Source organism: Mesorhizobium sp. M1365, assembly GCF_040317865.1.
Lineage (GTDB): Bacteria > Pseudomonadota > Alphaproteobacteria > Rhizobiales > Rhizobiaceae > Mesorhizobium.
The window spans coordinates 1-25654 of sequence record NZ_JAMYLG010000059.1; the positions used below are offsets into that span (position 1 = coordinate 1).

Sequence of the window (25654 nt, forward strand, 5' to 3'; positions counted from 1 at the left end):
CGCGGGGAAAGTGCTCGGGTGGATCGACGAGCATGTGAAGGCGATGACGCCGATACTGAACTCCTGCGCCGAGAAGTGAGCCGAGTCGCCTTGGGTGTGATATGGCGGAATCATCGCCTTTGGCCCCGGATGGATGGCCGTGGATCGATGGTATGCCAGCGTGGCGCGCAACATTCCGCGCAGTTTCGATGAGGACACGCGAGACCAAGCACGTCAGCTCGCCGGAACAGAAGAGTTCGCAGCATCCCGCAATTAACGCAAGCGGGTCGAGATGCTGTTCGCTCACCTCAACACAACGATGCGGTTCGAACGAATGCGTGACTGAGGATCGCGATCCCACGCTTTGTGTCGCCATTGTCGGGTCCGCTACACGGCTTGTTCCGATGATCCTTTCTTTGGCCTCAAGCTAAATCTCTGAAAAGCATTCACAAATTTTCTTCTCCGGCCCAATCAGCCAAGTTGGCACGAGTCTTGAAACCCTTAGGTGCGAGGCGGCGAGAGCTGTCGGCCGGTATTCATGTCGCGGGCAGCCGCCAATGGAACAAAGAAGGAAAGCTACATGTCAGGTCTGCGTCAGATCGCGTTCTACGGCAAGGGGGGGATCGGCAAATCGACGACATCCCAAAATACGCTCGCCGCCCTTGTCGACCTCGGGCAAAGGATCCTCATCGTCGGCTGCGACCCCAAAGCCGACTCCACCCGCCTGATCCTGAACGCGAAGGCGCAGGATACGGTCCTGCACCTGGCAGCACAAGAAGGTTCGGTGGAAGATCTCGAACTCCAGGACGTGCTAAAGGTCGGCTACAAAGGCATCAAGTGCGTGGAATCCGGCGGCCCCGAGCCGGGTGTCGGCTGCGCCGGCCGAGGCGTCATCACCTCGATCAACTTCCTCGAGGAGAACGGCGCCTATGACGATGTCGACTATGTCTCCTATGACGTGCTCGGGGACGTGGTGTGCGGCGGCTTCGCGATGCCGATCCGCGAGAACAAGGCCCAGGAAATCTACATCGTCATGTCCGGCGAGATGATGGCACTCTATGCCGCCAACAACATCGCCAAGGGCATCCTGAAATATGCCCATTCGGGCGGCGTGCGGCTCGGCGGCCTGATCTGCAACGAGCGCCAAACCGACCGCGAGCTTGACCTGGCCGAGGCGCTGGCTTCCAGGCTGAATTCCAAGCTGATCCACTTCGTGCCGCGCGACAACATCGTCCAGCACGCCGAACTCAGGAAGATGTCCGTGATCCAGTATGCGCCGGACTCCAAGCAGGCGGGCGAATACCGCGCACTGGCCGAGAAGATCCACGCCAATTCGGGCCAGGGCACCATCCCGACACCGATCACCATGGAGGAGCTCGAGGACATGCTGCTCGACTTCGGCATCATGAAGACCGACGAGCAGATGCTTGCCGAGCTTCAGGCCAAGGAAGTGGCGAAGGCGGCGGCACAATAACCGCCGCCGCCGCGCCGCCTTCACCGAGCGGAGTGTCTTTACGAGAACGGCGTCTCGTAACTGAGGCGTTGCCCAAAAACGTGGAAAGAGGTCCCATGAGCCTGGAATACGAGAATGACGGCGCTCTTCATGCAAAGCTTATCGAGGAGGTGCTCTCGCAATATCCAGATAAGGCGGCGAAGCGACGCAAGAAGCACCTCAGCGTCGCAAAGAGCGGGGACGGCGGGGAGGGCGAGCTTCTTTCCGAATGCGACGTCAAATCGAACATCAAGTCCATTCCGGGCGTGATGACGATCCGCGGTTGCGCCTATGCCGGCTCAAAGGGCGTGGTATGGGGTCCGGTCAAGGATATGATCCATATCTCGCACGGCCCGGTCGGCTGCGGGCAATATTCCTGGTCGCAACGCCGCAACTACTACGTTGGTATGACCGGCATCGACACGTTCGTGACAATGCAGTTCACCTCCGATTTCCAGGAGAGGGACATTGTGTTCGGCGGCGACAAAAAGCTGGAACAGGTCATCGACGAGATCGAGGAATTGTTTCCGCTGAACAAGGGCGTCACCGTGCAATCCGAATGCCCTATCGGCCTGATTGGTGATGACACGGAAGCAGTTTCCCGCAACAAGGCCAAAGAGCACGGAAAGACGATCGTGCCGGTGCGTTGCGAGGGCTTCCGCGGCGTCTCGCAATCGCTCGGCCATCACATCGCCAACGACGCGATCCGCGACTGGGTCTTCGAGAAGAAGGACGTCGAGTTCGAGGCCGGCCCTTACGACGTCAACGTCGTAGGCGACTACAATATCGGCGGCGACGCCTGGGCCTCGCGGATCCTGCTCGAGGAGGTGGGGCTGCGTGTGGTTGCCAACTGGTCGGGCGACGCCACGCTCGCCGAAATAGAGCGCGCGCCGAAGGCCAAGCTCAATCTCATTCATTGCTACCGGTCGATGAACTACATCTGCCGACACATGGAGGAAAAATACGGCATACCCTGGATGGAGTATAATTTCTTCGGCCCCGCCCAGATCGAAGCCTCTTTGCGCAAGATAGCCAAGCATTTTGGGCCGGAAATCGAGGAGAAGACTGAGAAGGTCATCGCCAAGTACAGACCGTTTGTTGAAGCGGTCAATGCCAAGTACCGGCCGCGCCTCGAAGGCAAGACGGTGATGCTCTACGTTGGCGGCCTGCGTCCCCGTCACGTCATCACGGCTTACGAGGACCTCGGCATGGTGATCGTCGGCACAGGCTACGAGTTCGGCCACAACGACGACTATCAGCGCACCGGCCATTACGTGAAGAACGGCACGCTGATCTATGATGACGTGACCGGCTACGAGTTGGAGAAGTTCATCGAGGGAGTTCGCCCGGATCTCGTCGGCTCCGGCATCAAGGAGAAGTACCCCGTGCAGAAGATGGGCATCCCGTTCCGTCAGATGCACTCCTGGGACTATTCCGGCCCGTATCACGGCTATGACGGCTTCGCCATCTTCGCCCGCGACATGGACCTGGCCATCAACAACCCGGTCTGGGGCCTCTACGACGCTCCCTGGAAGAAGGCAGTGGCGCCAACCGCGATCGCCGCCGAATGAGAACCTAGTCTCTCCGCCCAGGCGGGGAGGCAGATGAGCGCCCGCGATCCTCATCCGCGGGAGTCCCTTCAAACTCTCGATATCCCTGTGCCACCGCGTTGCGCCGCACTGGAAAAGGTGACCACCAATGCCGCAGTCGGCCGAAAAAGTTCTTGACCACGCTCCCCTGTTCCGCGAGCCGGAATACAGGCAGATGCTTGCCGAGAAGAAGATCAATTTCGAATGCCCGCATCCGGACCAGGTCGTTACGGATCAGCGCGAATTCACCCAGAGCTGGGAATACAGGGAAAAGAACCTCGCTCGCGAGGCGCTTGTCGTGAACCCCGCCAAGGCCTGCCAGCCGCTCGGCGCGGTGTTCGCGGCCGCAGGCTTCGAGCGAACGATGTCCTTCGTCCACGGCAGCCAGGGCTGCGTGGCCTATTACCGCTCGCACCTGTCGCGCCATTTCAAGGAGCCTGCTTCGGCAGTCTCCTCCTCGATGACCGAGGACGCGGCAGTGTTCGGTGGCCTTAAGAATATGATCGACGGGCTCGCCAACACCTACAAGCTCTACGATCCAAAGATGATCGCGGTCTCGACCACCTGCATGGCGGAGGTGATCGGCGACGACCTGCACAGCTTCATCGAGAACGCCAGGGACGAAGGTTCCGTGCCGCACGACTTCGACGTGCCCTTCGCCCACACCCCGGCCTTCGTCGGCAGCCATGTCGATGGCTATGACAGCATGGTCAAGGGCGTCCTGGAGCACTTCTGGAAGGGTAAGGAGCGCGCGGAAGTCGCAGGCTCCATCAACATAGTTCCTGGCTTCGACGGCTTCTGCGTTGGCAACAATCGCGAGCTCAAGCGCCTGCTCGACGTGATGAACGTGTCCTACACCTTCATCCAGGACGCCTCCGACCAGTACGACACGCCATCGGACGGCGAGTACCGGATGTATGACGGCGGCACCAAGATCGACGACGTAAAGGCGGCGCTGAATGCCGAGGCCACGATCTCGCTGCAGCACTACAACACCCGCAAGTCGCTGGAATATTGTGAGGAAGTTGGGCAGGCGACGGCGTCGTTCCATTACCCGCTTGGTATCCAGGCGACCGACGAATTCCTGATGAAGGTCTCGGAGATTTGCGGCAAGGAAATTCCGGAGGCGATCCGCCTTGAGCGCGGCCGCCTGGTCGATGCTATGGCCGACAGTCAGTCCTGGCTGCACGGCAAGAAATACGCGATCTATGGCGATCCGGATTTCGTCTACGCCATGGCCCGCTTCATTATGGAAACTGGTGGCGAGCCGATCCACTGCCTCGCCACCAACGGCACCAAAGCCTGGGAAGCCGATATGAAGGAACTGCTCGCCTCCTCGCCGTTCGGCAAGGATGGGCAGGTCTGGGCGGGCAAGGACCTCTGGGCGATGCGTTCGCTGCTCTTCACCGAGCCGGTGGATCTCCTGATCGGCAATTCCTACGGCAAGTATCTGGAACGCGACACAGGCACGCCGCTGATCCGGCTGACGTTCCCGATCTTCGACCGGCACCATCATCACCGATTTCCGCTGATGGGCTACCAAGGCGGCCTGCGCGTTCTGACGACGATCCTCGACAAGATCTTCGACAAGCTCGATCGCGAGACGAGCGAGACGGGCGTGACGGACTTTTCCTACGACCTTACCCGCTGAGAGGGGGCGGCTGGCTTCCACCGGAGCCGGCCGCTGTTCGACGGAGACCAGCAATGTCCTCGCTCAATACCAAAATCCAGCACGTCTTCAACGAGCCTGCTTGCGAGAATAACCAGGGCAAAGATGTCAAGGCGCGCAAGAAGGGCTGCTCGAAACCGCTGACGCCGGGAGCAGCGGCCGGCGGCTGTGCGTTCGACGGCGCCAAGATCGTGCTCCAGCCGATCACCGACGTCGCGCATCTGATCCATGCGCCGCTCGCCTGCGAGGGCAATTCCTGGGACAACCGCGGCACGGCTTCCTCCGGGCCAACGCTATGGCGGACAAGCTTCACGACCGATCTCACCGAACTCGACGTGGTGATGGGGCGGGGGGAGCGGAAGCTTTTCAAAGCGATCCGCGAGATTAAGGAAGCCTATACGCCGCCGGCGATCTTCGTCTATTCGTCCTGCGTGACGGAGCTGATCGGCGACGACATCGAAGCAGTCTGCAAGCGCGCGACGGAAAAGTTCGCCCTACCGGTGGTGCCGGTCAATGCGCCGGGCTTCGCCGGCTCCAAGAATCTCGGCAACAAGCTTGCCGGCGAGGCGTTGCTCGAGCATGTCATCGGCACGGCAGAACCGGACGACGCCGGGCCCTATGACATCAACATTCTTGGCGAATTCAACCTCTCGGGAGAATTCTGGCTGGTGAAGCCGCTCCTTGATAGGCTCGGCATCCGGGTGCGCGCCTGTATTCCGGGCGACGCTCGTTACTTCGACATTGCCTGCGCGCACCGCGCCCGGGCGGCTATGATGGTGTGCTCGACCGCGCTCATCAATCTCGCCCGCAAGATGGAGCAGCGCTGGGACATCCCGTTTTTCGAGGGCTCCTTCTACGGCATCACCGACACCTCGGAAGCGCTCCGACAGATCTCTCAGCTGCTCGTGAAGAAGGGTGCCGATCCGGAGATCCTCGGCCGCACCGAGGCATTGATTGCAGAGGAGGAGGCGATCGGTTGGAAGAAGCTCGCGGCCTACCGGCCGCGGCTCGAAGGCAAGCGCGTGCTGCTCAACACCGGCGGTGTCAAGTCCTGGTCGGTCGTCCATGCGCTGATGGAGATCGGCATTGAGATCGTCGGCACCTCCGTCAAGAAGTCGACCGTCGAAGACAAGGAGCGCATCAAGCACATCCTCAAGGACGACAACCACATGTTCGAGCAGATGGCGCCGCGCGAGCTTTACGCCATGCTCTCAGAACACAAGGCCGATATCATGCTGTCGGGCGGGCGCACGCAGTTCATCGCCCTGAAGGCCAAGACACCCTGGCTCGATATCAACCAGGAGCGCCAACATCCTTACGCCGGCTATGACGGCATGGTGGAACTCGTACGCCAGATCGACCTCGCCATTCATAACCCGATCTGGCGCCAGGTGCGGGAGCCGGCACCATGGGATTGCCAGCCTGCGGTGAGGGAGGAACTGCCGCGCACGAAAAGGGAGACCACGACCTTGCATGTTGTCCAGGAATTCACCGGCACGACGGCCGACGATCGCGGCGAGTGGTGAGGAGGCGATGGTCCGCATCCTTCCCCAGACCAAAGCGGCGGCGGTCAATCCGCTGAAGTCATCGCAGCCGTTGGGTGCCGCCCTCGCCTTCCTTGGGGTCGACGGCGCGATGCCGTTGTTCCACGGCAGCCAGGGGTGCACCAGCTTCGCGCTCGTACTCTTCGTGCGGCATTTCAAGGAAGCCATCCCCTTGCAGACCACGGCGATGGACGAGGTGGCGACGATCCTCGGCGGTGCAGACCATCTGGAAGAGGCGATACTCAACCTCAAGGCCCGCGCAAAGCCAACGCTGATCGGGGTCTGCACGACGGCGCTGGTGGAAACCCGGGGCGAAGACTGCGCAGGAGATATCGCCAATATCAGGCTGAAGCGCATGGAAGAACTCGCAGGTACGGAGGTGGTACTAGCCAACACACCGGATTTCGACGGCGCGATCGAAGAGGGCTGGGCCAAGGCGGTCACCGCGATGATCGAAAGGATTACGCGGCCCGGCGAGCAGGCGCGGCAGTCGAAGAAGATCGTGATCCTGCCTGGCTGGAACCTCACTGTGGCTGATATCGAGCATTTGCGTGAGATGGTTGAAAGCTTTGGACTGGAGCCCGTGATTCTGCCGGACGTCTCCGGCTCTCTCGACGGTACGGTGCCCGACCGCTGGGTCACCACCACCTATGGCGGCACTAGTATCGAGGATATCCGTGAGCTTGGCACGGCCGAGCAATGCATCGTCATCGGTGAGCATATGCGCCGCCCGGCCGAGCTGCTGCAGAGGTTGACCGGCGTGCCTTACGTGCTGTTCCGGTCGCTGACTGGATTGAAGGACGCCGACCGGTTCGTCTCGCTTCTCTCTGCCGTTTCGGGCGCGGGGGCGCCAGCTGGGGTGCGCCGTCGCCGGGCGCAGTTGCAGGACGCGTTGCTCGACGGACATTTCCACTTTGGAGGCAAGAAAATTGCGATCGCTGCTGAACCAGACCAACTCTACCAACTCGCGAGCTTCTTCATCGGAATGGGCTCCGAAATCGCGGCGGCGGTCACCACGACCGACATGTCCAATATTTTGGAGGATGTACCGGCGCAGTCGGTTCAGATCGGCGATCTCGGCGATTTGGAAGCTCTTGGCGCCGGCGCCGATCTTCTCGTCACCCATTCCCATGGCCGCCAGACGGCACAGCGCCTCGGCATTCCGCTCATGCGGGTCGGCTTCCCGATCTTCGACCGGCTCGGCAGCCAGCACAAGCTCACAATCCTCTATCAGGGGACCCGCGACTTGGTTTTCGACGTTGCCAATATTTTCCAGTCTAACCGGCAGGCGCCGACACCTGAAGAACTCGATCCCCTCCGTAAGCGAGAAACGCCAGATGGCCCCCGTCCGCCGCCTCTCGCTCGTCACTGACGAGGTTCACGCACTGAGACCGGAACCCCAAGCCGGCGCATTGCGCGTGGCGATCGCCACGCGGGACATGAAGAACCTCAACGCCCATTTCGGTTCGGCCAGGCGCTTTGCTGTCTACGACGTGGGACGCGAGGAGTGGAATCTCGTTGAAGCCGTAGCCTTCGATGACGTTTCCGACGAGAGCGGGGAGCACCGAACTGAGGGCGATGACCGCATCACCCCGAAGGTGGAGGCGCTGAAGGGCTGTCATCTGCTGTTTTGTCTGGCCATCGGCGGACCTTCGGCGGCCAAGGTTGTTTCGGCAAAAATTCATCCGATCAAAGTGCCGCAGCCCGAAACCATCCAAGAGGTGCTGTTGCGCACGCAGATGATGCTCAGGACGTGTCCTCCCCCCTGGCTGCGCAAGGTGCTGGCGCAGGCAGGTGTCGCCGAACAGAAACCGTCCTTCGAGGAGGAGGACTGAAATGAGGAGGAAACGAAATGTCTGATGCCACGGTTACCTCCGCTGTCAACGAGAACGAGGCGGCCTTTGCCACCCCGTTCGTCAAATGCCTCCTGCGGCTGATCCGCGCTCAGGATTCCTACGGGTTATGGGAAGGCAAAACGGACGCCGAACTGCTGGCCGACTTCATCATCACCAAGGAACAGCGCCGCGCGATCCCGATCATCGGCGATCCCAATCCGGACGTACTGTGGAGGCTCGAGATTTTTCACGCCGCCGTCGGGCTTGCGATCGAGGAACGCTCCGGCCTGATGGCATCGCCGATGATGGAGGTGAGCCATGAGGGCTTCGGGCGCGTGCTTTTCACGGCCGGGCGGTTGGTCGTTCTGTCGAAGACCCTGCGCGACGTCCACCGGTTCGGCTTCGAGACGTTCTGGAAACTCGCCGCGGCCGGTACGAAACTGGCCGGCGATGCGACCGCAGCTATTGAGGCTCATCCCGAGGTGGCGCGGGCGTGATGGAACCGAGGGAAGGAGATCGTGTCACACCTTGAGGCGCTGCATAGAATCTCCGGAAACCCTCGCGGGCGGGGCTGCGAAGAAGGAATGCGCGACCCTCGCCGAGGACCTTCCCATCAACTTGAGCGAGATCAAGGCCGTCACCAGGAAAACGTTCGACTTTTTGCCGAGGGGACGATGCCAAGGAGAGAACTCGCCGCATTGAGAATTCATGATGACGAGCCCTTCCGTCACCCGCGACGTCCAGAAGGATCCCGGAATATGCGACCGCTGTCAACGCGACGACCTGCATCGGTTGCTGTCGCGGCCTCAAGATCTGCTGGCGCGAGGTCATGGAACTTCACGGCATGGATCAGGCGGGTACTACCGTCGGCTTCTGCGCCGCCCAGGGGGACGACTTCTATGCCGAGACCCATGCGACCGAGGCAGAATTGATGGTTAAAACGGGGCAGCACCGATGAAGCCACTCGTCCTGATCTGTTCGGAAGATCTGGAGTTCTGTCTGGTCCACAGCCACGTCCTCAAGGTGGATGGCTTCAGGATTGAACTGGCCAGAAGCGTGGAGGAAGCGCTGGCATTAGCCAGTGAGCGGGAGCCGCAGGCCGTGGTGCTGGACTGCCAGCCGGCAAGCTCGACAGGGTCCACCATCTGTGCCCAGCTCAAGGCGGAGTTCCGGAACGGAGGCCTGCTGGTTATTGCCCTGATCGCGCCCGGCGCGGGGAACCAAGAATTCGATCTCTTGAAGGCAGGGATTGACGAAACTTTTGTGCGGCCAATCGCACCGGCCAAGCTGCTCGACTGTCTACGGGCGAACCTGGCGCTGGCGAAGCCCGGTTCAAACGGGATTGCAAACGGCAGATTACTCCGCTGTGGCAGCCTTGAGATGAACGTCGATACCCGCCGAGTCCACGGTAACGGCCACGACATCCACCTTGGACCGATCCAGTTCAAGCTGCTGCGGCATTTGCTCGAGGCTCCCGGCATTGTGTTCAGCCGAGTCGAGTTAAAGAACGCAGCTTGGGGGGAAAAGATCCATGTCGGTGAACGCACCGTCGATGTCCATATCAGCCGGATCAGAAAGGAGCTGGAGAGGACGTCGGCCGGGAGCTTCATTCGAACCAGCAGGTCCGACGGCTACTCGCTGGAGGAGGCGGACGTTGAGCCTGAAGCTGACGGTGAATAGGCATCGGTGCGCTGCCACTCGCATCTCCGTCGTGCTGGGGCGCAAGTCTAGCGGCCTCGAACGCGCTTACAAGAACGACAGACGCAGAACACATACGCAGAAAGAAGCAGTCAGATGGCTTTCAGAAGCGTACTCAGTGTGACGGCAGCTGACCTCCGATCAGGATGTCAGAACAGCTGCCGGCTTGGGCGCCGAGGTCGGCCCGCATCTTTCCGTACTGATTATGTCGCCTCCGCCGCTCCTTATGTCGCCTCCGCCGCTGGGCGATGGCATCCCCGAGTGGCCTAGACATCGAGCACACGCCATTGCCGCACTGGAAAAACGGTATTGGCAAATCGAGAGATTTTCACAGGACATGGCCAGACTGGAAACAACATCCAGGGAAATTCAGAAACAGCTGAGAGCAATGCGGCTTTGCTATGACGTCGATACCCACTACTGCGATCAGGCCAGCGTCGGTGACGCGGTGCGACAGCGGGCGCTCTGCAACGACCTGACAATCGTCGGCCCCGCACTTCTCAACGACATTAATCTCGGACCCCTTGTTATCAACGGCAGCCTGTTCGATACCGGAAAGCCGGTGCTTGTCGTGCCGGAGGGCGCTGAGGCGACTCTATCGCCACGGCGCGTGCTGGTCGGCTGGGATTCGCGAGTGGAGGCGTCCCGTTCGGTTCGGGAAGCGCTGGATCTGCTAGCCGGTGCTGAGGAAGTTCGTGTCGCACTAGTCGATCCGGAGGCGACCTGCACCGGAAACGGCGCCGAGCCAGGAGCCGACATCGCTGCCTATCTCACTCGGCACGGTGCTCGGGTGTCGGTTGACCGGCTGCCGAGCGCCGGCAAACCAGTGGCCACGGTGCTCGCGCAGCACGCAATCGACACGTCTGCCGACATGATAGTGATGGGCGCTTATGGCAGCCGACGGCTGCGCGAGCGGCTCTTCGGTGGCGTAACGAGATGGATAGTGGGGAAGCCGCCATTGCCGCTGTTTTTGGCTCGCTAACGGGTTTTGAAGCAGCACCGATGCTGTTCGAAGCTCTACTCCCCTGGGTCACCTATGCTGATGCCAAGTCGGAGAAAGGCCGCGGCAAACGCGCCCAGTTTCGCGAAGCTCCTCGGAGCCAATCTGCACGCGCCGTCGCCGAGAACATCCCGGACGTCTGTTTGATAGCGCGCGTTCGCGGGGCTGCTCGCTTGAGTTAATCCGTGGGCGGAGACCAACGGCTGGACAGAGGTATTGGCACTCCTCAATACAGTCAACACCAGGGCTTCGCAGGTCGGCGTCAGGTCAAGAAAGAGAGTCGTTTCAGCGCGGCAGGCCGAGTTCGGACCCGTAGCGGCATCGCATGGGCGCTATCCCGATCTCCTCAACTTTGGCCGGGAGCTGAACAACGCGATGACCGTGCCGTGGCCGAGGCCCTCAACTGCGAGTCGGGACGGTCGGGCTCTTGCCGGAGTCGGCGGGAATTGATGGCATCAATCACGTTGTCATCGCCTGGGATGGTAGCCGGGTTAGCAGCGAGAACGGCCGCGTCTTCAGTGTTTTCTGTCTGCCCGGCCAATCGCGTGGCGAGCGAGCGGCCTTGAGGCTGGTCAAAATTCCGACAACGCTCACATTCGCACCAGGCGATCCCTGCAGCGCCTGAGCACAGGGAACATAGAAAATATCGGAACAAAGCAGGAATCCCGCAGAGTGCACCGACCGGCACATGCCGGCACTCATCCTGGCCTTTTCGCCACGATCATCATCGTCAATCTGAGGATGGGGGTATTGGCGAGCCGAAGCTGGACCGGCTTCGTTGTGAAAATTCCCAGGTCGCCAGCCAGTTCAATCGCAGGGCGGGCGAGGGGGCACAGGCCGCGCTCGGATGGAACAGCCCTTTGCAATCGCAAATGGCGAGATCCGCTGCCGCCTGAGGGACCGGAACTGCAAGACTCTCAAGCCGGTGGCGTGAAGCGGACGATGATGACGGGCCTGCCGGCAGCCAGCGCAGTCATGATGTCCATCTGCTCGGTCCCTCGGCCCGAATACATGTGGAGTCGTCCGTGGCCAGGCTTTCGGGCAGCCGAAGCGCTAGAGGCATGTCCAAAACCGGACAGCGGCAGGAAAACATGTCGGGTTCAATACAACCGGCCATCTTGGCAGATCGAGGCTTTTGAACGCAAAATCATGGGGTTAACTGCGCGCTGAGCGCGCTGGCACGGCCTTTGCGAATTGAGATGCGGCAACACTGAGGAAGGCTGGCTGCACGCAAACGCGCGAGACGAGCGATGCTCTCCTCTCCTTGAACCCGTGTGCCCCTCTCTAAGAGGCAAACAAGCTCGCGCCTAAAGTCGCGCAACCTTTGGCCATAGCTTTGGAGAACAACATGGTATTGCAAATGGAGTCCCCGGCTCCTTCGATTAAAGTCGAGAACTGGCTGCGTGGCGAGCCCCTCACGAGCTTTCAGCCCGGAAAAGTGTACATCGTCGAATTTTGGGCAACTTGGTGCGGACCATGTGTGGACGGGATGCCCCATCTGATGCAGCTGCAGGAGAAATACAGGGACAGCGGCGTTGAGATCATCGGAGTCGCGGCTTCTGAAGACGCTCCAACCGCCGATGAGGCCCGAAGCAATCTGGACGCTTGGTTGACCGAAAAGTTCTCGAATCTGAACTTTCGAATGGCGTTCGACTCCACAGGCGAAATGAAAAAGCTTTGGATGGAGCCCAGCTTTTCTTTCTGGATTCCGACCAGTTTCGTGGTCGACCGAGACGGCCACATCGCCTTTATCGGTGGCCCGGCGAAACTCGATGAGGTTTTGCCGAAGGTGCTCAACGGCAGCTGGCGCTCCAGCGATGAAGCGAAAGCCGCCGATAAGGAGCGTATCGCCGAAAGCGAACCCATAGCGCGCGAACAAGCGTTGACGAAGCCGATCAATGCTAGATTTCGGGCGGCGGTGAAGACAGAGGATTGGAAGACGGCGCGCTCGGCAATCGAAGAGGGCATTGCCTTGTTGCCGGACAACCTCAATTTCCGCCTGGCTCATGCGCATCTGTTGCTTCACAAAATGCACGACATGTGGACCGGCTTGCCCCTCATGCACCAATTGGTTCGCGACGCGATCGACAGAAACTCCGAGGACTGGATGATCGCGGCGCTAGAGCAACTCTTCCAGCCGAACTATGATCATTCGCGCTTTCCATCTGCTGAGCGGTTCGCGATGGGCAAGGAGCTGTCCGAACACATCCTGGCACTCAATCCCCCGCAAGGCGAAGGCCCAAAGTTCTGGTCTTATCCGGCGGTCGCTCGTTACTATCATGAGAGCGGCAACAAAGATCGGGCGATCGAGTTGATCGAGCTGGCACTGACGTCTGGACGGTCCGGAGCCTATCCCGGACAAACTGAAACAGCACCTTCTACCGGAGTTGCTGCAGGCTCTGGCCAACTACAAGGATGAGAAGGTTTGTCACGGCGCTCTCTGCGCGGCACCGCAAAAGAATCTTTTGCCGAAGGTGTCAAAGCGCCGCCCGTAAAAGGGGGTGACGGTTGGAATGTATACTGTCCAATTCGTCCATTTCCCTGGCGCGGCCGCAGCAAGTCGGTTCCATGCAGCACAGTGTGGATCGCTTGCAGCGGGTTCGAGGCTCCAATCTTGCGATCACCTCCGGCCGCATTACGGCGGAAGCGATGCTCGACGCGAATTCCGGCCGGGGTGGAAGACCTCGCACTCGAGGACGCGTTCAAGGTCGGCCACTGGGACATCCATTGCGTGGAATCGGCCGCCCCGAGCCGGGCGCCGGCTGCGCAAGTCTGCCCGAAGTAGGCGTCCCCGAAAACAGACATCGTGCTTCGAGGAAGAGGACTGAAATGAGGAGAAGGCGAAATGTCTGATGCCGCGGTCAGCCGGGCTATCAACGAGGCCGAGGCGGCCCTTGCCATGCCTTCTGTCAGATGCCTCGTGCGGCTGATCCGTGCTCAAGACTCCTACGGCTCGTGGGAAAGGCAAATCGGACCCCACGCTGCTGGCCGACTTCACCGTCACCAGAAAACAGCGCCGTGCGATCCCTGTCATCGGAGATCCCGATCCGGACGTGCTGTGGAGGCTCGACATGTTTTACACCGCCGTGGGGCTTGCGATCGAGGAGCGCTCCGGCCTGGTGACACCGTCAATGATTGAGATGAAACCCATGGGGGCTTCGGACGATTGCTTTTTACGGCCGGGCGGTTGGTCGCTCTGTCGAGGCATCCACCGGTTCAGCTTCGAGACGTTCAGGAAGCTCGCGGAGGCCGGTACGAAACTGGTCGACGATGCGACTGCAGCCATTGAAGCCTATCCCGACGTGGCATGGGCGTGAAGAAACCGATTTCGAGGAAGGATTTATGTCAAAGCTAGATGAGATGAGGAAGAAAGTCCGAAAGCTTCAGCTGCGCGCGGCAATTGCCAAGATGAAATTGAGCGACCTCGTAGAGAAGCTCCCGGGAAAATGGACGGAGATAGTGGAAGTCGCCGAGGAAGCGTCGGCCGTTTTTGCCGAGTTGGATAGTGCCAGGAGAGAGCTCGCTGCAATGAAGAAGTCACGATGACGAGCACATTCACCACTCGCGACGGCTCCGGATGGGTGCCGGAATATCTCACCGCTATAGACGGCACGACGTGCATCGGCTGCGGCCGCTGTTTCAAGGTCTGCTCGCGCGAGGTCATGCATCTTTACGGCGTCGATGACGCGGGTGAAATCCTCGGCGCCTGCGACGGTGAAGACGACGATTTCGACGGCGAGCTCAATCGCATGATCATGGTCGTCGACCATGCCGGCCGCTGCATTGGCTGCGGAGCCTGCGGCCGCGTCTGCCCGAAGAACTGCCAGATCCATGTTGCGGCCGACCAGGTCGCAGCATGATCTGAGGAGACAAAACCAGGAGAACGGCGTTGCCCTTAAAAATCTTTTGTCGCGTTCTGGGGCTGGTGCTGTGCAGCAACGTTCTGATTGTCTACTTCGCTTCTCATTCCATCCGCACAGTAGTCGTCACGACGCTGGCTTGTTCGTTGCTCCTTCAGTTGGTCTATTTCGCAAGCGTGCTCTTTCTGATCTGGCGGTCTGGCTGCGTTAACCGAGCTGGCCAAAGGGCTGCGCATTTCGACAGTTGCAAGGAAGTTGGATCCGAGCCACCAGACCTTGATGAGGTGACGAATGAATCCGCAGATTTACTCCAGCGCGACCAAATGTTGGCCATATCGCTGCTGCTGCCTTGAGGTGCCATGACAAGGTCAGAGCTCAAGCTGGCGCAAATTTTTGACCAACCATAAACATTGAGCAGATATTAGTCTAGAAGGAATACTGTGCTTGAGAAGTCGATGGTGACCGCAATCCGGTCATTCTAGTTAATCCAGGAGATGCAGTTCTTGAACGCCATACGCATTGGGGTAGTCTCTCGCACGCCGGCGTGCGGTTGCAACTCTCAATGACGAACGAGGCGCTGTAAATAGTAATGGGACTTCTGGCGCCGGATAATGCAGATGACGGTCAAATCAAAGACGCCTCTAGAATGAATCGTGAATGGCCAATTCAGCTCCATCGCGTGTTGCCGGAGAGAAAATGCTGGAAAAGTTCGAACGCTATCCGCTCACATTTGGACCCACGCCCATCGAAAAGCTCGACCGCCTCTCCAAGCATCTGGGGGACAAGGTGGAAATCTACGCTAAACGCGAGGACTGCAACTCCGGTCTCGCGTTTGGCGGAAACAAGCTGCGCAAGCTCGAATACATTATCCCCGATGCGATCGCGTCAAATGCCGATACGCTTGTCTCCATCGGCGGCGTGCAGTCCAACCACACGCGGATGGTCGCCGCGGTCGCCGCCAAGATCGGCATGAAATGTCTCCTGCTTCAGGAGAGCTGGGTACCACATGAGGACGCCGTCTACGACCGGGTCGGCAACATTCTCTTGAGCCGGATCATGGGAGCAGAAGTGCGCCTTGTCGACAAGGGCTTCGATATCGGCATCCGCCGCAGTTGGGAACAGGCGCTCGATGAAGTCAAGTCAAGGGGCGGTAAGCCCTACGCGATACCGGCCGGGGCCTCAGTTCACAAATATGGCGGGCTTGGGTACGTCGGGTTCGCGGAGGAGGTGCGCACCCAGGAAAAACGGCTTGGGTTTGGCTTCGACTACATCATCGTTTGCACGGTCACGGGCTCCACGCATGCCGGCATGCTCGTCGGGTTCGCCAAGGACGGTCGACAGCGCAACGTACTCGGTATCGACGCCTCCGCCACCCCCGCCCAAACCAAGGCGCAGGTGCTAAGTATTGCCCGGAATACTGCGAAGCTCGTCAAGCTTGGCATGGAAATCGTGGACGATGACGTGGTGCTGCTCGAGGGATACGCGTCTCCCGGTTACGGCCTTCCGTCCGAGGCAACGAAGCAGGCCATCCGCCTGTGTGCGCGGCTCGAGGGTATAATTACCGATCCCGTCTACGAGGGCAAATCCATGCAAGGGATGATCGATCTCGTCCAGAAAGGCTTCTTTCCAGAGGGATCGAGGGTGCTCTACGCGCATCTCGGCGGCGGGCCAGCCATCAACGGGTACAGCTACACCTTCCGCAACGGCTGACGCTCGACAGATTGCGATTTCGCCGTCCTGGCGTGCCGGCGAAGCGCCCAAAGTAGGTGCGAGGGCCGCCCAGCAAACTGAGGGAGCCGGCGGTTGATTACCGCCCAACGCGAAGCTGACTGAGTTCATTTGGAAAATTTTGATCGATGGATACTTGCTGAGGAAATCGAAAATCCGCCGAGAGTTATTATAATTGAAAATATTAGAATCCTAGTTGAGGCCGATATCATAAGAGACATAATTCAATATTCTGGCAAGATAAACAACGTTCCTTCAGAATTAAATAAGATGACTTTTTATTTTAAAGTTCAGGATTGGCCAAGAGCGCCAGAAAAGTGGAGGCATGTCCGATGATCTTACAGGAACTGGGCTCTGCCATCCCGGGCGGCAGGGTTTTGGAAATAACGACGACCACCGGCTGCATCGTCGGATGTTCTTATTGTCCGCAGGACAAGTTCGCCCATCGGCAAAGAGCGGTCTCTCATGTAAAGCATCTTCGTCTTGAAGATTTCAAGCGATGTCTGGCGCGCGTACCCACTTGCGTCGACATTAGTTTTGCCGGGTACTCCGAGCCTTGGCTCAATCCGGATTGCACCGAAATGGCCGAGCACGCTTACGCCAGGGGCCATGGCATCCGAATTTTCACGACGCTTGTAGGAATGAAGGGGCGGGATCTACACCGCTTGCAAGCGCTGCGCTCAAGGGTATTCGTGGTCCATGTTCTCGATGATGGCGCATACATGAATAGCCGTCTTGTCGTAGACAAGTATCTCGCTTTAATTCGTCAAGTGGTCGACTCAGACATTGCCTCGATTCGATTTATAGTCCTGGGCGAAGTCCATCCCGATATCGTCGAGATAATCCCCGCCGAAGCGCTAGTTCGCGCGCGGCCTTTGAGCAGCAGGGGTGGAAGCGTCGATCCGAAGATCGTCGAACCACGGCAGCCAGTCATCGGAGCGCTGACATGCGTTGACGGACGGCAGTATCGGAATGTTCTTCTCTCAAACGGTGACGTTACGCTCTGCTGCATGGATTTTGAACGGCGCCACGTATTGGGCAATCTTCTGCGCGACGAATATGAAGATCTTTTTGAAGGGCCAGTTTTTAGCGAAATCCTCGATCGCATGAATGGGACGGATGGTTTTCTGCTTTGCAGGATGTGCGAATATGCCCATGCAAAGGCGTCCCCATGCTGATTGCGGGCCGGCGAACCGCCTGAAAGCGGGGCCGGAGCGAATGTCGATCCTCTTGAGACTGCATAAGGCGGGCCGCTTCCATCTGCCTCGCGTGGACCCGGTCGACGGAGTCCAGTCCCCTATTTTTACGCGGCTTCGACAGACCTGTGGTCGCATCTCCCAGCACAAAGCTGTCTGGCAATCTTTTATTGGCCTAAGACGGATAGAACCGGCTTAGTCTGGTCCCACATACAGATTGTAATATCCTCCGCAGTCGGCTCTTCGAGACCCTGATCCTCATTCAGGCAGAGTTGGTCGAGACGCTTCAGAAGCGGTCCGAAAGCGGCCCCGACATCGAAGAACGCCGATCATCGCCGCTACGCCCCTCGCTCTCTACAGCGCTGTTGAGGGCGCGCTCGCGAGCGGCTTCGCTACCGCCGAGCTACACCACGAGCCGGGGCGATGGTTTGTGTTGCTGCCGAAGCGGCCTGCAACACCTTAGCATGCTGCTGCATGGCAGAAGCGCCTGTCACACATCAGCCGGTGCTAGCGCTGAGCTTGATAGGATTGGCAGGGCGTTTCGCCGGGTACAAGCAGGTGCGTCAACTACCAGATGCCGTAGTATCGACGCCTGCCCGAAAACTCTACAACTTAATTCGTTCCAACGGCCGAGAGATATCGGCATGCAGACCAACATGACGACGGTGGAGGATTCCAGGTGCGTCTGTGCAGCAGTTGAGCTGCCGCGCAAGTCCGGTCTCCATTTTATCGCGGAACTTTTGAGGAGCATGTAACAAACAAATTTCTCGGAAGTCACCGACTCCAAAGGCCCGTCCGGACTGTGCTGACCTTCTAGGTGAAACTGAGGAACAACCGCGACCGCAAAACGCATAAACCACTCTCTCGTTGAACGCGACGCTACATGCAGAGGGATCCGAAAATGAACACCGACGTTTTCACGGCTCATGAGTCTAACGTTCGTCGCTATGGGCGGTCGTTTCCCACAGTCTTCACGAAGGCCCTTGGGGCGACAATCTGGGACGAGGCCGGCAACACATATATCGATTTCCTCGTAGGGTCCGGCGCCCTCAATTACGGACACAACAACCCGAATATTATTGCACCAGCAATCGAATACCTGGTTGGCGACAACATTCTCCTATCGCTCGATATGTATACCGTGGCAAAGCGTGAATTCATTGAAGTGTTTGTGGATTCGATCCTGAAGCCTAGAGGCCTTTCCTACAAAATACAATTTCCTGGGCCGACCGGCACAAACGCAAACGAGGCGGCGCTGGCTTTGGCGCGAAAATATACCGGCCGCCCGAGCGTAATGGCCTTCTCGAACGCGTTCCATGGCATGTCGCTTGGCTCTCTGGCGGTATCGGGTTCGGCGTCAACTAGGGATCTGGGCGGCGTCGCTCGCCACGATGTGATCCGTGTCCCTTATGACGGATATCCGAACCAAGATTTCGATTCCGCGGGCTACATAGACTTCGTATTGGGCGACCCAGGGAGCGGCATAGAAAAGCCCGCCGCAATCATCCTGGAGACCATCCAGGCAGAAGGCGGCATGAACGCCGCATCCGCAGCTTGGCTTACAGAAATTCAGCGGATTTGCCGTAAGCACGGCGTGGTTTTGATCGTCGACGACATTCAGGCAGGTTCGGGACGAACGGGCGATTTCTTCTCGTTCGAGTTCGCGAAGATCGAACCCGACATCGTGTGCCTGTCGAAGTCCCTAAGCGGTTCAGGTAGTCCGTTCTCGATTGTTCTCATTCGCCCCGAAATAGACATATGGAAACCCGGAGAACATAGCGGGACTTTCAGAGGCAACAATCTCGCCTTTGTGACTGCGCGGGCCATGTGCAAGATGTGGTGCGATAGGCAGTTTACTGCTGGCGTCGAGCAGACAGCCGCCAAACTGCAAAGACACCTGGACAGCCTTGTTGCGAAATTTCCCAAGTGCATCGAACAAAAGCGCGGCCGCGGTCTGATGGCCGGCCTCAAGTGCCGTTCGCAGGCCGTTGTCGGCCGTGTGCACGATGTCGCGTTCGAAAATGGCCTGCTGATCGAATCTTCAGGACCAAATCGCGACGTCATCAAAGTCCTTCCGCCGATAACCATCACCGATGACGAACTCGATCATGGCATCGCCATCCTTGATCACGCACTAAAGGAGCAAGCCAATGGAGACTAATCAAGTATCCCAAGCCCCAGCCACCTCGCCTGTTGCGATCAGAGAACGAACCGGCTCGATCAGCACTGCGGACATCATCTCAGTCCTGAAAGGTGAGATCACCGCTCTGCACATCAGGCAAGCTTTCAGCACCGAAATAGCCGAGGAGATCACCGCGAACTTCAGTGGCAGTCCCGGTCTCAAGGAGCGTAAGGATGGCGTTCCCGGACAATATGTCGGCGCATCCCACTACAGGAAGGATGCAGCCACCTATTTCGCAGAGGCGGAAACTGCACGACCGTACGTCGACGCGCTTTTTGAGAATCTGGTTGATCCGGTCCGAGCATTGTTCGACGCGTTGAAGCGCGACCTTCGCAAACAGGGCATTGAATTGCGGCTGGCCCGTTCGGAGCACGGTCAGGCTAATGTTTGTCGCGCTCTCAGTTGGTCTGGCAGCGGCAGGTTCTCCTTGGACCCCCACGACGACGTCGCTCAAGTGTTATGTGCTGGGAACGATTACGAGCTTTCTGAGGTGGCGCACAACACCGTCGCAGCACTCAACTTCTATCCCAGCATGCCCGAGGAAGGTGGCAATCTGCGGCTCTGGAGCCACAAGCCGACAGTCACGGACCGAAAGTCGCAAGGTGTGGAGACTACGGGCTATCCCTATTCGGCAGCCTATCTCGAGGGCGTTCCTTGTCGCGACTTCCAGCTCAGGGCGGGGGATATCGGCCTGATCGATGGCGGTTTCGTTCACGGGGTCACCGGTCAATCGGGCAACGGAAAGCGTCGCCTGGTGCTGAACTGCTTTTTCGGGTTTGCGCGGCCGGATCTTGTTCTCTGGTGGACCTGACAAGGCGGTCGACAGGGACCCACTGATTTGCGCAACAGTGAAGGTATCACATCCGTCATAGCGGTGAGGCGTTTCAGTTACAGACCCTCGCGCTTCGAAAGGCCGGCACTATCATGATTCCCTTGGCGTTTCAGATGCTGCCGGCCTCCGACACGACCCCCAATCGACTGTAGAGGACGCAGTTGCCGAACAGATTTCAAGACACTGATTGTAAGAATGCGATCTCTCTGCCGTAATAGGCGGTTGTGACGTTAAAACAATTTACGCCAAAGCCGCTTCTTAAACTATATAATTCCTAATCTTATGGCGTTTACAGCTGCTTCCGTCCTGTTCGAAGTATCCATTTTTTGTAATACATTCTTCACGTGGAAATTCACAGTATCAAGAGATATTTCTAAAATCTGCCCTATTTCCCATGAAGATTTACCGCTGGCTATCCATGAGAGGCACTCTATTTCTCTTGGAGAAAGGGCAGGGCCGCCCTCGATGCAGCTCGAATTAGCGAACTGACTGACTTTCAGATGAAAATGTAGCGCCGCAAATTGCAAGTACTGGATTGTTCTATTTTGGAGTTCGCCGTTCCGGGCTTGAGCGAAGCTCATGATCGCAAGGCTGCGGTCGGGGCCGTGCAATGGAACGCTAATGCCTGACCTTAAGCCGAACGTCGCAGCCTCGTCGAAAACGCGCCGTTCGTCTTCCGTCGTGCTTACGTCGTTGTACACCTCGCTCCATCGAAAGGCGTCTGCTCGCGTTCGACACGTCTTGATGATGGGGTCTATCCTGTCATAACCCATTTCGAAATAGCGCTCCTGCCATTCCTCAGGAAATTTCAGCAAGACGGCCGGATCGCGCCGGACCGTCTTCAAGCTTTTTTGGTTGGATGAAATTGAGCCATAGGAGACCCACCGGCAATCAAAATTCAGAGCAAAAGCAGACAACAGGTCGAACAACCGCTCGGATTGATCAACGCCGTCGGTCTGGTCTAGAAATCGGCCGAACTCGACCGCAAACGCCCCCCCGATAGCCTCAGGGAAATGCATCGCTGGTAGGTCTCTGGTTGACCGCTCTCGAAGTTGAGAGACTGCAGTCATCCGCGGACGTTCCATAGTCTCTTCTCCGCAGCCATTTCTGCTGGATGGGTCAATGACACCCGATGCCCAAAGCAGCCGGGTGCTAGGCTGTCCGTGCCGCGATGGCAGGCCGGCATCGCCAAATCTCTATCACAGCTATGCAATAGATAAAGTTATTATAGAATAAGTTAATGTGTATACTGTTAAATAAATTTACCACCGTTTCAATTGCAGTGTAAAATAGTCGATTTATCTTGTCACATTGGCCGCTGTGCGCGTTATGATTATGCCGGTTAGCCTGTGTGCGGCTTCTCTGCTTCAAAAAAGCAAGCTCCGACTGTTCGCACATCGGGTGGCGCGTTGGCGGCTGCGCCATCAGCCTTCGTCAGCGCTCAGCGGCGGTTACGAAGGCGGCTATCGCAAGCGGGATTACGGTGCAGATGACAAATGCAGCGACCGTAGGTGAGTTTGAACCGCAAAGGAAAGTTGCAGCCTCAAATGAGCTGACCCAGACATGATCCTGATCAGTAAAAGAGGTTCGCTTTATATTTGGAGGTAGAGCTCCAAATGTGAGATCTGAGCGCGGCTGTTGAAGCACCAGATTCGTTGCTAATCTCGTTGATCTAGCAGTGATCAGTCAGCCGATTGAGCGGGCGGGTTGTCATCTTGGCGCCGGCCGGCGAAGACATTTGGCGATTGGCCGAAGGCGAGGTTGGTGGTGATGATAGAGGTGCGCTCGCAGTCGACTGATCAGCTGGAACAGCCGCTGCCCGAAGACCTGCGCGAAAAGCAGATAGCCGAGTTCGTCGAGAGCGAGGATAGTCGAGACGGATGGGGTAGCCACCAGATTTGCCGGTCCAGCGTCGTCGATGAGGAAGGCAGCGCGCTAGTCGGCGGCGAAGGGGCCGCTGGCTAACTCCCGGACAGCGCATCGTTGACCGTTTCACAGCAAACTCCAAGTCTTCATCCTCCTTGGCCAGTGGCAGCTTGGCCATGATGAGCTGGAATTTAATCGAGCGCGCTTGGTTCTTAGCGACTTCGGCCGTCAACAGTTCGCTGACCGCCGCCTGGCCCTCATATGAAGAAGCGCGAACTCTGACGTCGAGCTGCCATCTGTGCTGGCCATCGGCTCGCCGCAACAGCATCATGCCTGAGCCAAAATAGCCTGACCGGGTTCCTCCCGGCCGGCCAAAGTCTCCTCATTGATCTGAGTCTCTTTCGTGCTTTCGATTCCACCAATGTTCGGCGCGATCACCCGTTAACTGGCGCCACCTGCCGCAGATTGCTTTTGTTCGCCAAGGGTTGGAAAGGGGGTGATCGACCAACCGATTAAGTCGACGGCACGTTGCAGTATCGCCTCGGTCTCAGCATGGCTGGGTGAGGCAGCGATGACATGTCCCATGGTGTCTCGGAAATCGCCTTTCCTGACGATCGGCATCTTGGGTTCAACATACAACTTGACCTCGGTTACACCTGGTAAGGCAACCGCCAGACTGTCGCCCTCAATCCAGTCGAGGACGCCGTCGCCTGCAGGAACGAGGAACCGCACGGCCGCGGTCTGCGAATGCCTTCTGCGCAAATCCCATTCCTCGCCGATCACGAGCTTGAGGTGCTCGGCAATGGGATCGATACCGTAAGCCAGCTGAATCAGCCGAGGAGTGGTCCAACCCGGAAGACGCGGATTGACTTCAATGACGACTGGGCCACGCTTCGTCCAGCGGAATTCAATGTTCGCTGGTCCCCAGCCAAGGTCGAGAGCGCGCAAACAGCTCAGTGAAACATCGGCAATGCGTTTATGCTCGTAATCGGTCAGCGGGGCCGGAAAGATGCTGCCACGAACGACGAAATGGGGTGGGCAGTCGAAGTCGGCCGCACCTACTGCAATAACCTCATTTCCCATTGTGTCAGCGCTATACTGGGGGCCTTGTGCGAATTCTTCGATCAGTATCCTCGGCGAAGACCCCCATGCCGGCTCCTCAGCCAGCAGATAGGCCGTATGTTCGGCCAACTCGCCAACGTTGCTGCACAATCGGACACCGCAGCTGCCGCTACCCACGGCTGGCTTAACAATCACCGGTAGGCCGATCTCCGCGGCAGAGCTTTCCACCTCCGTCGCATCCGCTGCCAAGCGATAAGCAGGTATTGGAATGCCGGCCGCCGCGAGGAGTTGACGTTGAATGAATTTGTCGCAGCATCGTTCGATGGATGCCGGGTCTGGTCCTGGCAGATCGAAATGCCGGCAGAGCTTGCCAACTGTCGCATAGATCGACTCGTCGAGGCCCGAAAAGCCAGTAATGCCAGCAATGTCATAGGTCGAACGTAGCCGGGAACATTCGCGGATCAGCGCATCAAGATCGTCTGTATCGACATGGGCGGCCTCAAGCCCTTCCGCCGCAAGATAGTCGTACTGAGTTGGATCAGCCGCCAGAGTAATTGGATGAACACCAAGACGCTGAGCTGCTTTCATGTATAGCAGACCAACACTCCTGTGACCTTCGAGCAGGATGAGCGCTCTTGTTGCCATTGTCCATTGACTCCGACGTTGCGTGATGTGCGCGGTTCGAGCATAAACGGGCATCGGTCTTATTCGTGTTCGACCTCAGACGTTGCGGTGAAGGTACCATTGTCAGTGATCCGCGCTCGCAAAGATTCTGTAAAGTTATTTGAAGGATGTGTTATGGCCGCGCGGCTTTTCGCATCCCGGTTCACGGATGCGGCAAGCAAAGTCGCGCGGTGTTGTCTTGCCGACCTTGAGCCCGAAGCCGCGCAAAATGCCACGCACACCGTTCTCTACATCCCTCAGCTTCGATTGAATGAGCTTGCGCGCCGTCAGGACCGCCCGCACCTCTTGCGCGGCCAGCGACTTGCAATGCACCGGCCGGAACCAGCCAAGCCGCATCAGCTGCGCGATCCCGCGAGCGTCATTGCGGTCCGACTTCACCGGCATGGCCTTGAAGGCGTCGCGCACATGTCGCGTCTCCAGCAGCTCGACCGCCAGTCCCGCCTGCCGCATCGCCGCAAAGAGCCATTGCGACAGCGGCCCGGCTTCCAGCCCGATCCGCGCCAGAGGAAGGCCGAGCGAGGCAAACCAGGCAATCAATGCCTCCGGCTCGCTCGCCACCCTGGTTTCGCGAACGATCTTGCCGCTTGCATCGACAACGCACACGCTCGAGTATTCCAATGACACGTCGATCCCTGCATAATGCTCCATGGTCGTCTCTCCTTGATGCTTGGAGCGGGCCTGTCCCGACTCCGTTAACACCATCAGTGTGAGGGACGACCACCTCATCGCCAAGTAAGCCGCGAGCGGAGCGCGCCACTCAAGCGCCGTAGCGAAGTGAGCGGCCCGCTTGGCGGCCCGTTACCCCATCTAGCCCGTCTTATTCGCGAGCGGCTTGGTTCCTTTGCCACGGAGCGCGCGGACGTGAAGGCGTGAGGCGTCTTTTTCACCGCGGCTGAGGCTGGACTTGTGGAACGCGCTGGAGGGTGGAAGGTGTTGGGTTAAGCGGGGGCTTTGATGCCCCGGCGCTCATGGTCCTGCGGGCTGCAGGTTGAGGGTGATCGCTCGGAACAGGCTGGCCTCGGGACAGGTGGCGGCGAAGGCCAGGCGGATGCGCGAGACGGTTTCGATGACGCGGGCGCCGAGCTTGAGGAGCCTGAGCCGCAGCGTGGCGAACTCGGCGTTGCTGAGATGATGGGTTCCGGGCACCGCCTCGCGCAGGGTGAGCATCAGCCAGTAGGCGGCGGTGTGCAGGACGAGGCGCACCTGGTTGGCAATCGGTGAGCGGCAGCTGGTGCGGTCCGAGGCAAGCTGGCTCTTGTGCATCTTGATCAGGTTTTCGGCCTGGCCGCGGGCGCAGTAGATCACGTCGTAGACATGCGCGGCGGAGCCTTTGTCGAGATTGGTGACGACGAAGCGGATGTCGAGGCCCATCGAGGTTGCCTCGATGCGGGCGCAGACGCGACGTTCCGTCTTCCAGGATTTCGCCTTGTATCGGGTT

At 58.7% G+C, this 25654-nt stretch carries 21 protein-coding genes and 3 pseudogenes; 19 read left to right on the top strand and 5 right to left on the bottom strand.

The features are described 5' to 3' along the window. Nucleotides 1-559 precede the first annotated feature (559 nt). The 19 genes and pseudogenes from nifH to NKH04_RS30915 all read left to right on the top strand — a co-directional run bounded on the left by nifH (nt 560) and on the right by NKH04_RS30915 (nt 20583). The gene (nifH, locus tag NKH04_RS30825; RefSeq protein ID WP_352818452.1) at nt 560-1453 is read left to right on the top strand and encodes a nitrogenase iron protein; all 894 of its coding nucleotides are present in this window, start codon (nt 560-562) and stop codon (nt 1451-1453) included. Between the two features lie 95 nt (nt 1454-1548). Further along, the gene (gene nifD, locus NKH04_RS30830; RefSeq protein WP_353045448.1) at nt 1549-3042 is read left to right on the top strand and encodes a nitrogenase molybdenum-iron protein alpha chain; all 1494 of its coding nucleotides are present in this window, start codon (nt 1549-1551) and stop codon (nt 3040-3042) included. A gap of 127 nt (nt 3043-3169) precedes the next feature. After that, complete coding sequence (gene nifK / locus NKH04_RS30835) at nt 3170-4711, top strand: nitrogenase molybdenum-iron protein subunit beta (protein WP_353045449.1); 1542 nt, start codon at nt 3170-3172, stop codon at nt 4709-4711. 53 nt (nt 4712-4764) lie between these two features. Continuing rightward, a complete protein-coding gene (nifE, locus tag NKH04_RS30840) occupies nt 4765-6255 on the top strand; it encodes a nitrogenase iron-molybdenum cofactor biosynthesis protein NifE (RefSeq protein WP_353045450.1) in 1491 nt (496 codons plus the stop codon). 7 nt (nt 6256-6262) lie between these two features. After that, complete coding sequence (nifN, locus tag NKH04_RS30845) at nt 6263-7645, top strand: nitrogenase iron-molybdenum cofactor biosynthesis protein NifN (protein WP_353045451.1); 1383 nt, start codon at nt 6263-6265, stop codon at nt 7643-7645. Next, entirely contained in the window at nt 7611-8108 is a 498-nt protein-coding gene (gene nifX, locus NKH04_RS30850; RefSeq protein ID WP_353045452.1) for a nitrogen fixation protein NifX, read from the top strand. The genes nifN and nifX overlap by 35 nt, the downstream gene beginning before the upstream one ends. Nucleotides 8109-8125: 17 nt before the next feature. Continuing rightward, on the top strand, nt 8126-8605 hold the full coding sequence (locus NKH04_RS30855) for a NifX-associated nitrogen fixation protein (protein ID WP_353045453.1): 480 nt from the start codon (nt 8126-8128) through the stop codon (nt 8603-8605). A gap of 332 nt (nt 8606-8937) precedes the next feature. Further along, the gene (locus NKH04_RS30860; RefSeq protein WP_353045454.1) at nt 8938-9066 is read left to right on the top strand and encodes a hypothetical protein; all 129 of its coding nucleotides are present in this window, start codon (nt 8938-8940) and stop codon (nt 9064-9066) included. Further along, nucleotides 9063-9788, top strand: coding sequence for a response regulator transcription factor (locus tag NKH04_RS30865; RefSeq protein ID WP_353045455.1), 726 nt, complete (start codon nt 9063-9065; stop codon nt 9786-9788). Before NKH04_RS30860 ends, NKH04_RS30865 begins: the two co-directional genes overlap by 4 nt. A gap of 184 nt (nt 9789-9972) precedes the next feature. Beyond that, the gene (locus NKH04_RS30870) at nt 9973-10788 is read left to right on the top strand and encodes a universal stress protein (RefSeq protein ID WP_353045456.1); all 816 of its coding nucleotides are present in this window, start codon (nt 9973-9975) and stop codon (nt 10786-10788) included. A 1366-nt stretch (nt 10789-12154) separates the two neighbouring features. After that, nucleotides 12155-13301, top strand: a pseudogene (locus NKH04_RS30875) (TlpA disulfide reductase family protein). Nucleotides 13302-13739: 438 nt separating this feature from the next. Then, nucleotides 13740-14123, top strand: a complete 384-nt coding sequence (locus tag NKH04_RS30880; RefSeq protein WP_353045457.1) for a DUF269 domain-containing protein — start codon at nt 13740-13742, stop codon at nt 14121-14123. Between the two features lie 25 nt (nt 14124-14148). Then, the gene (locus NKH04_RS30885) at nt 14149-14352 is read left to right on the top strand and encodes a CCE_0567 family metalloprotein (protein WP_352850828.1); all 204 of its coding nucleotides are present in this window, start codon (nt 14149-14151) and stop codon (nt 14350-14352) included. Then, a complete protein-coding gene (gene fdxB / locus NKH04_RS30890; RefSeq protein WP_352850792.1) occupies nt 14349-14666 on the top strand; it encodes a ferredoxin III, nif-specific in 318 nt (105 codons plus the stop codon). Before NKH04_RS30885 ends, fdxB begins: the two co-directional genes overlap by 4 nt. Before the next feature lie 29 nt (nt 14667-14695). Then, nucleotides 14696-15019 (top strand): exopolysaccharide production repressor protein, encoded by a 324-nt coding sequence (locus NKH04_RS30895; protein WP_352850794.1) that lies wholly within the window; start codon nt 14696-14698, stop codon nt 15017-15019. A gap of 343 nt (nt 15020-15362) precedes the next feature. Continuing rightward, nucleotides 15363-16376, top strand: coding sequence for a 1-aminocyclopropane-1-carboxylate deaminase (locus tag NKH04_RS30900; RefSeq protein ID WP_353045458.1), 1014 nt, complete (start codon nt 15363-15365; stop codon nt 16374-16376). 350 nt (nt 16377-16726) lie between these two features. After that, complete coding sequence (locus NKH04_RS30905; RefSeq protein ID WP_353045459.1) at nt 16727-17572, top strand: radical SAM/SPASM domain-containing protein; 846 nt, start codon at nt 16727-16729, stop codon at nt 17570-17572. A 919-nt stretch (nt 17573-18491) separates the two neighbouring features. Beyond that, a complete protein-coding gene (gene ectB, locus NKH04_RS30910; RefSeq protein ID WP_353045460.1) occupies nt 18492-19751 on the top strand; it encodes a diaminobutyrate--2-oxoglutarate transaminase in 1260 nt (419 codons plus the stop codon). Next, nucleotides 19741-20583: a 2OG-Fe(II)-dependent halogenase WelO5 family protein gene (locus tag NKH04_RS30915; protein ID WP_353045461.1), complete on the top strand. Its 843-nt coding sequence runs from the start codon at nt 19741-19743 to the stop codon at nt 20581-20583. Before ectB ends, NKH04_RS30915 begins: the two co-directional genes overlap by 11 nt. Before the next feature lie 284 nt (nt 20584-20867). Here NKH04_RS30915 and NKH04_RS30920 read toward each other — a convergent pair whose 3' ends face one another. The 5 genes and pseudogenes from NKH04_RS30920 to NKH04_RS30940 all read right to left on the bottom strand — a co-directional run. Continuing rightward, a complete protein-coding gene (locus NKH04_RS30920; RefSeq protein ID WP_353045462.1) occupies nt 20868-21689 on the bottom strand; it encodes an autoinducer binding domain-containing protein in 822 nt (273 codons plus the stop codon). A 587-nt stretch (nt 21690-22276) separates the two neighbouring features. Further along, nucleotides 22277-22486: pseudogene (locus NKH04_RS30925) on the bottom strand (ATP-binding protein); the annotation flags it as partial. A 425-nt stretch (nt 22487-22911) separates the two neighbouring features. Next, nucleotides 22912-24177 (bottom strand): ATP-grasp domain-containing protein, encoded by a 1266-nt coding sequence (locus NKH04_RS30930; protein ID WP_353045463.1) that lies wholly within the window; start codon nt 24175-24177, stop codon nt 22912-22914. Nucleotides 24178-24357: 180 nt separating this feature from the next. Continuing rightward, a pseudogene (locus NKH04_RS30935) lies at nt 24358-24864 on the bottom strand (IS110 family transposase); the annotation flags it as partial. 318 nt (nt 24865-25182) lie between these two features. After that, nucleotides 25183-25654, bottom strand: a 472-nt coding sequence (locus NKH04_RS30940) for a transposase (protein WP_353045464.1), incomplete at its 5' end; no start/stop codon positions are given.

Excerpts from the sequence above, each read along its gene's own strand:
- nifH (WP_352818452.1), top strand. The coding sequence starts at position 560 with ATGTCAGGTCTGCGTCAGATCGCGTTCTACGGCAAGGGGGGGATCGGC.
- nifD (WP_353045448.1), top strand. The coding sequence starts at position 1,549 with ATGAGCCTGGAATACGAGAATGACGGCGCTCTTCATGCAAAGCTTATC.
- nifK (WP_353045449.1), top strand. The coding sequence starts at position 3,170 with ATGCCGCAGTCGGCCGAAAAAGTTCTTGACCACGCTCCCCTGTTCCGC.
- nifE (WP_353045450.1), top strand. The coding sequence starts at position 4,765 with ATGTCCTCGCTCAATACCAAAATCCAGCACGTCTTCAACGAGCCTGCT.
- nifN (WP_353045451.1), top strand. The coding sequence starts at position 6,263 with ATGGTCCGCATCCTTCCCCAGACCAAAGCGGCGGCGGTCAATCCGCTG.
- nifX (WP_353045452.1), top strand. The coding sequence starts at position 7,611 with ATGGCCCCCGTCCGCCGCCTCTCGCTCGTCACTGACGAGGTTCACGCA.
- NKH04_RS30855 (WP_353045453.1), top strand. The coding sequence starts at position 8,126 with ATGTCTGATGCCACGGTTACCTCCGCTGTCAACGAGAACGAGGCGGCC.
- NKH04_RS30860 (WP_353045454.1), top strand. The coding sequence starts at position 8,938 with ATGGAACTTCACGGCATGGATCAGGCGGGTACTACCGTCGGCTTCTGC.
- NKH04_RS30865 (WP_353045455.1), top strand. The coding sequence starts at position 9,063 with ATGAAGCCACTCGTCCTGATCTGTTCGGAAGATCTGGAGTTCTGTCTG.
- NKH04_RS30885 (WP_352850828.1), top strand. The coding sequence starts at position 14,149 with ATGTCAAAGCTAGATGAGATGAGGAAGAAAGTCCGAAAGCTTCAGCTG.
- fdxB (WP_352850792.1), top strand. The coding sequence starts at position 14,349 with ATGACGAGCACATTCACCACTCGCGACGGCTCCGGATGGGTGCCGGAA.
- NKH04_RS30900 (WP_353045458.1), top strand. The coding sequence starts at position 15,363 with ATGCTGGAAAAGTTCGAACGCTATCCGCTCACATTTGGACCCACGCCC.
- NKH04_RS30905 (WP_353045459.1), top strand. The coding sequence starts at position 16,727 with ATGATCTTACAGGAACTGGGCTCTGCCATCCCGGGCGGCAGGGTTTTG.
- ectB (WP_353045460.1), top strand. The coding sequence starts at position 18,492 with ATGAACACCGACGTTTTCACGGCTCATGAGTCTAACGTTCGTCGCTAT.
- NKH04_RS30915 (WP_353045461.1), top strand. The coding sequence starts at position 19,741 with ATGGAGACTAATCAAGTATCCCAAGCCCCAGCCACCTCGCCTGTTGCG.
- NKH04_RS30920 (WP_353045462.1), bottom strand. The coding sequence starts at position 21,689 with ATGGAACGTCCGCGGATGACTGCAGTCTCTCAACTTCGAGAGCGGTCA.
- NKH04_RS30930 (WP_353045463.1), bottom strand. The coding sequence starts at position 24,177 with ATGGCAACAAGAGCGCTCATCCTGCTCGAAGGTCACAGGAGTGTTGGT.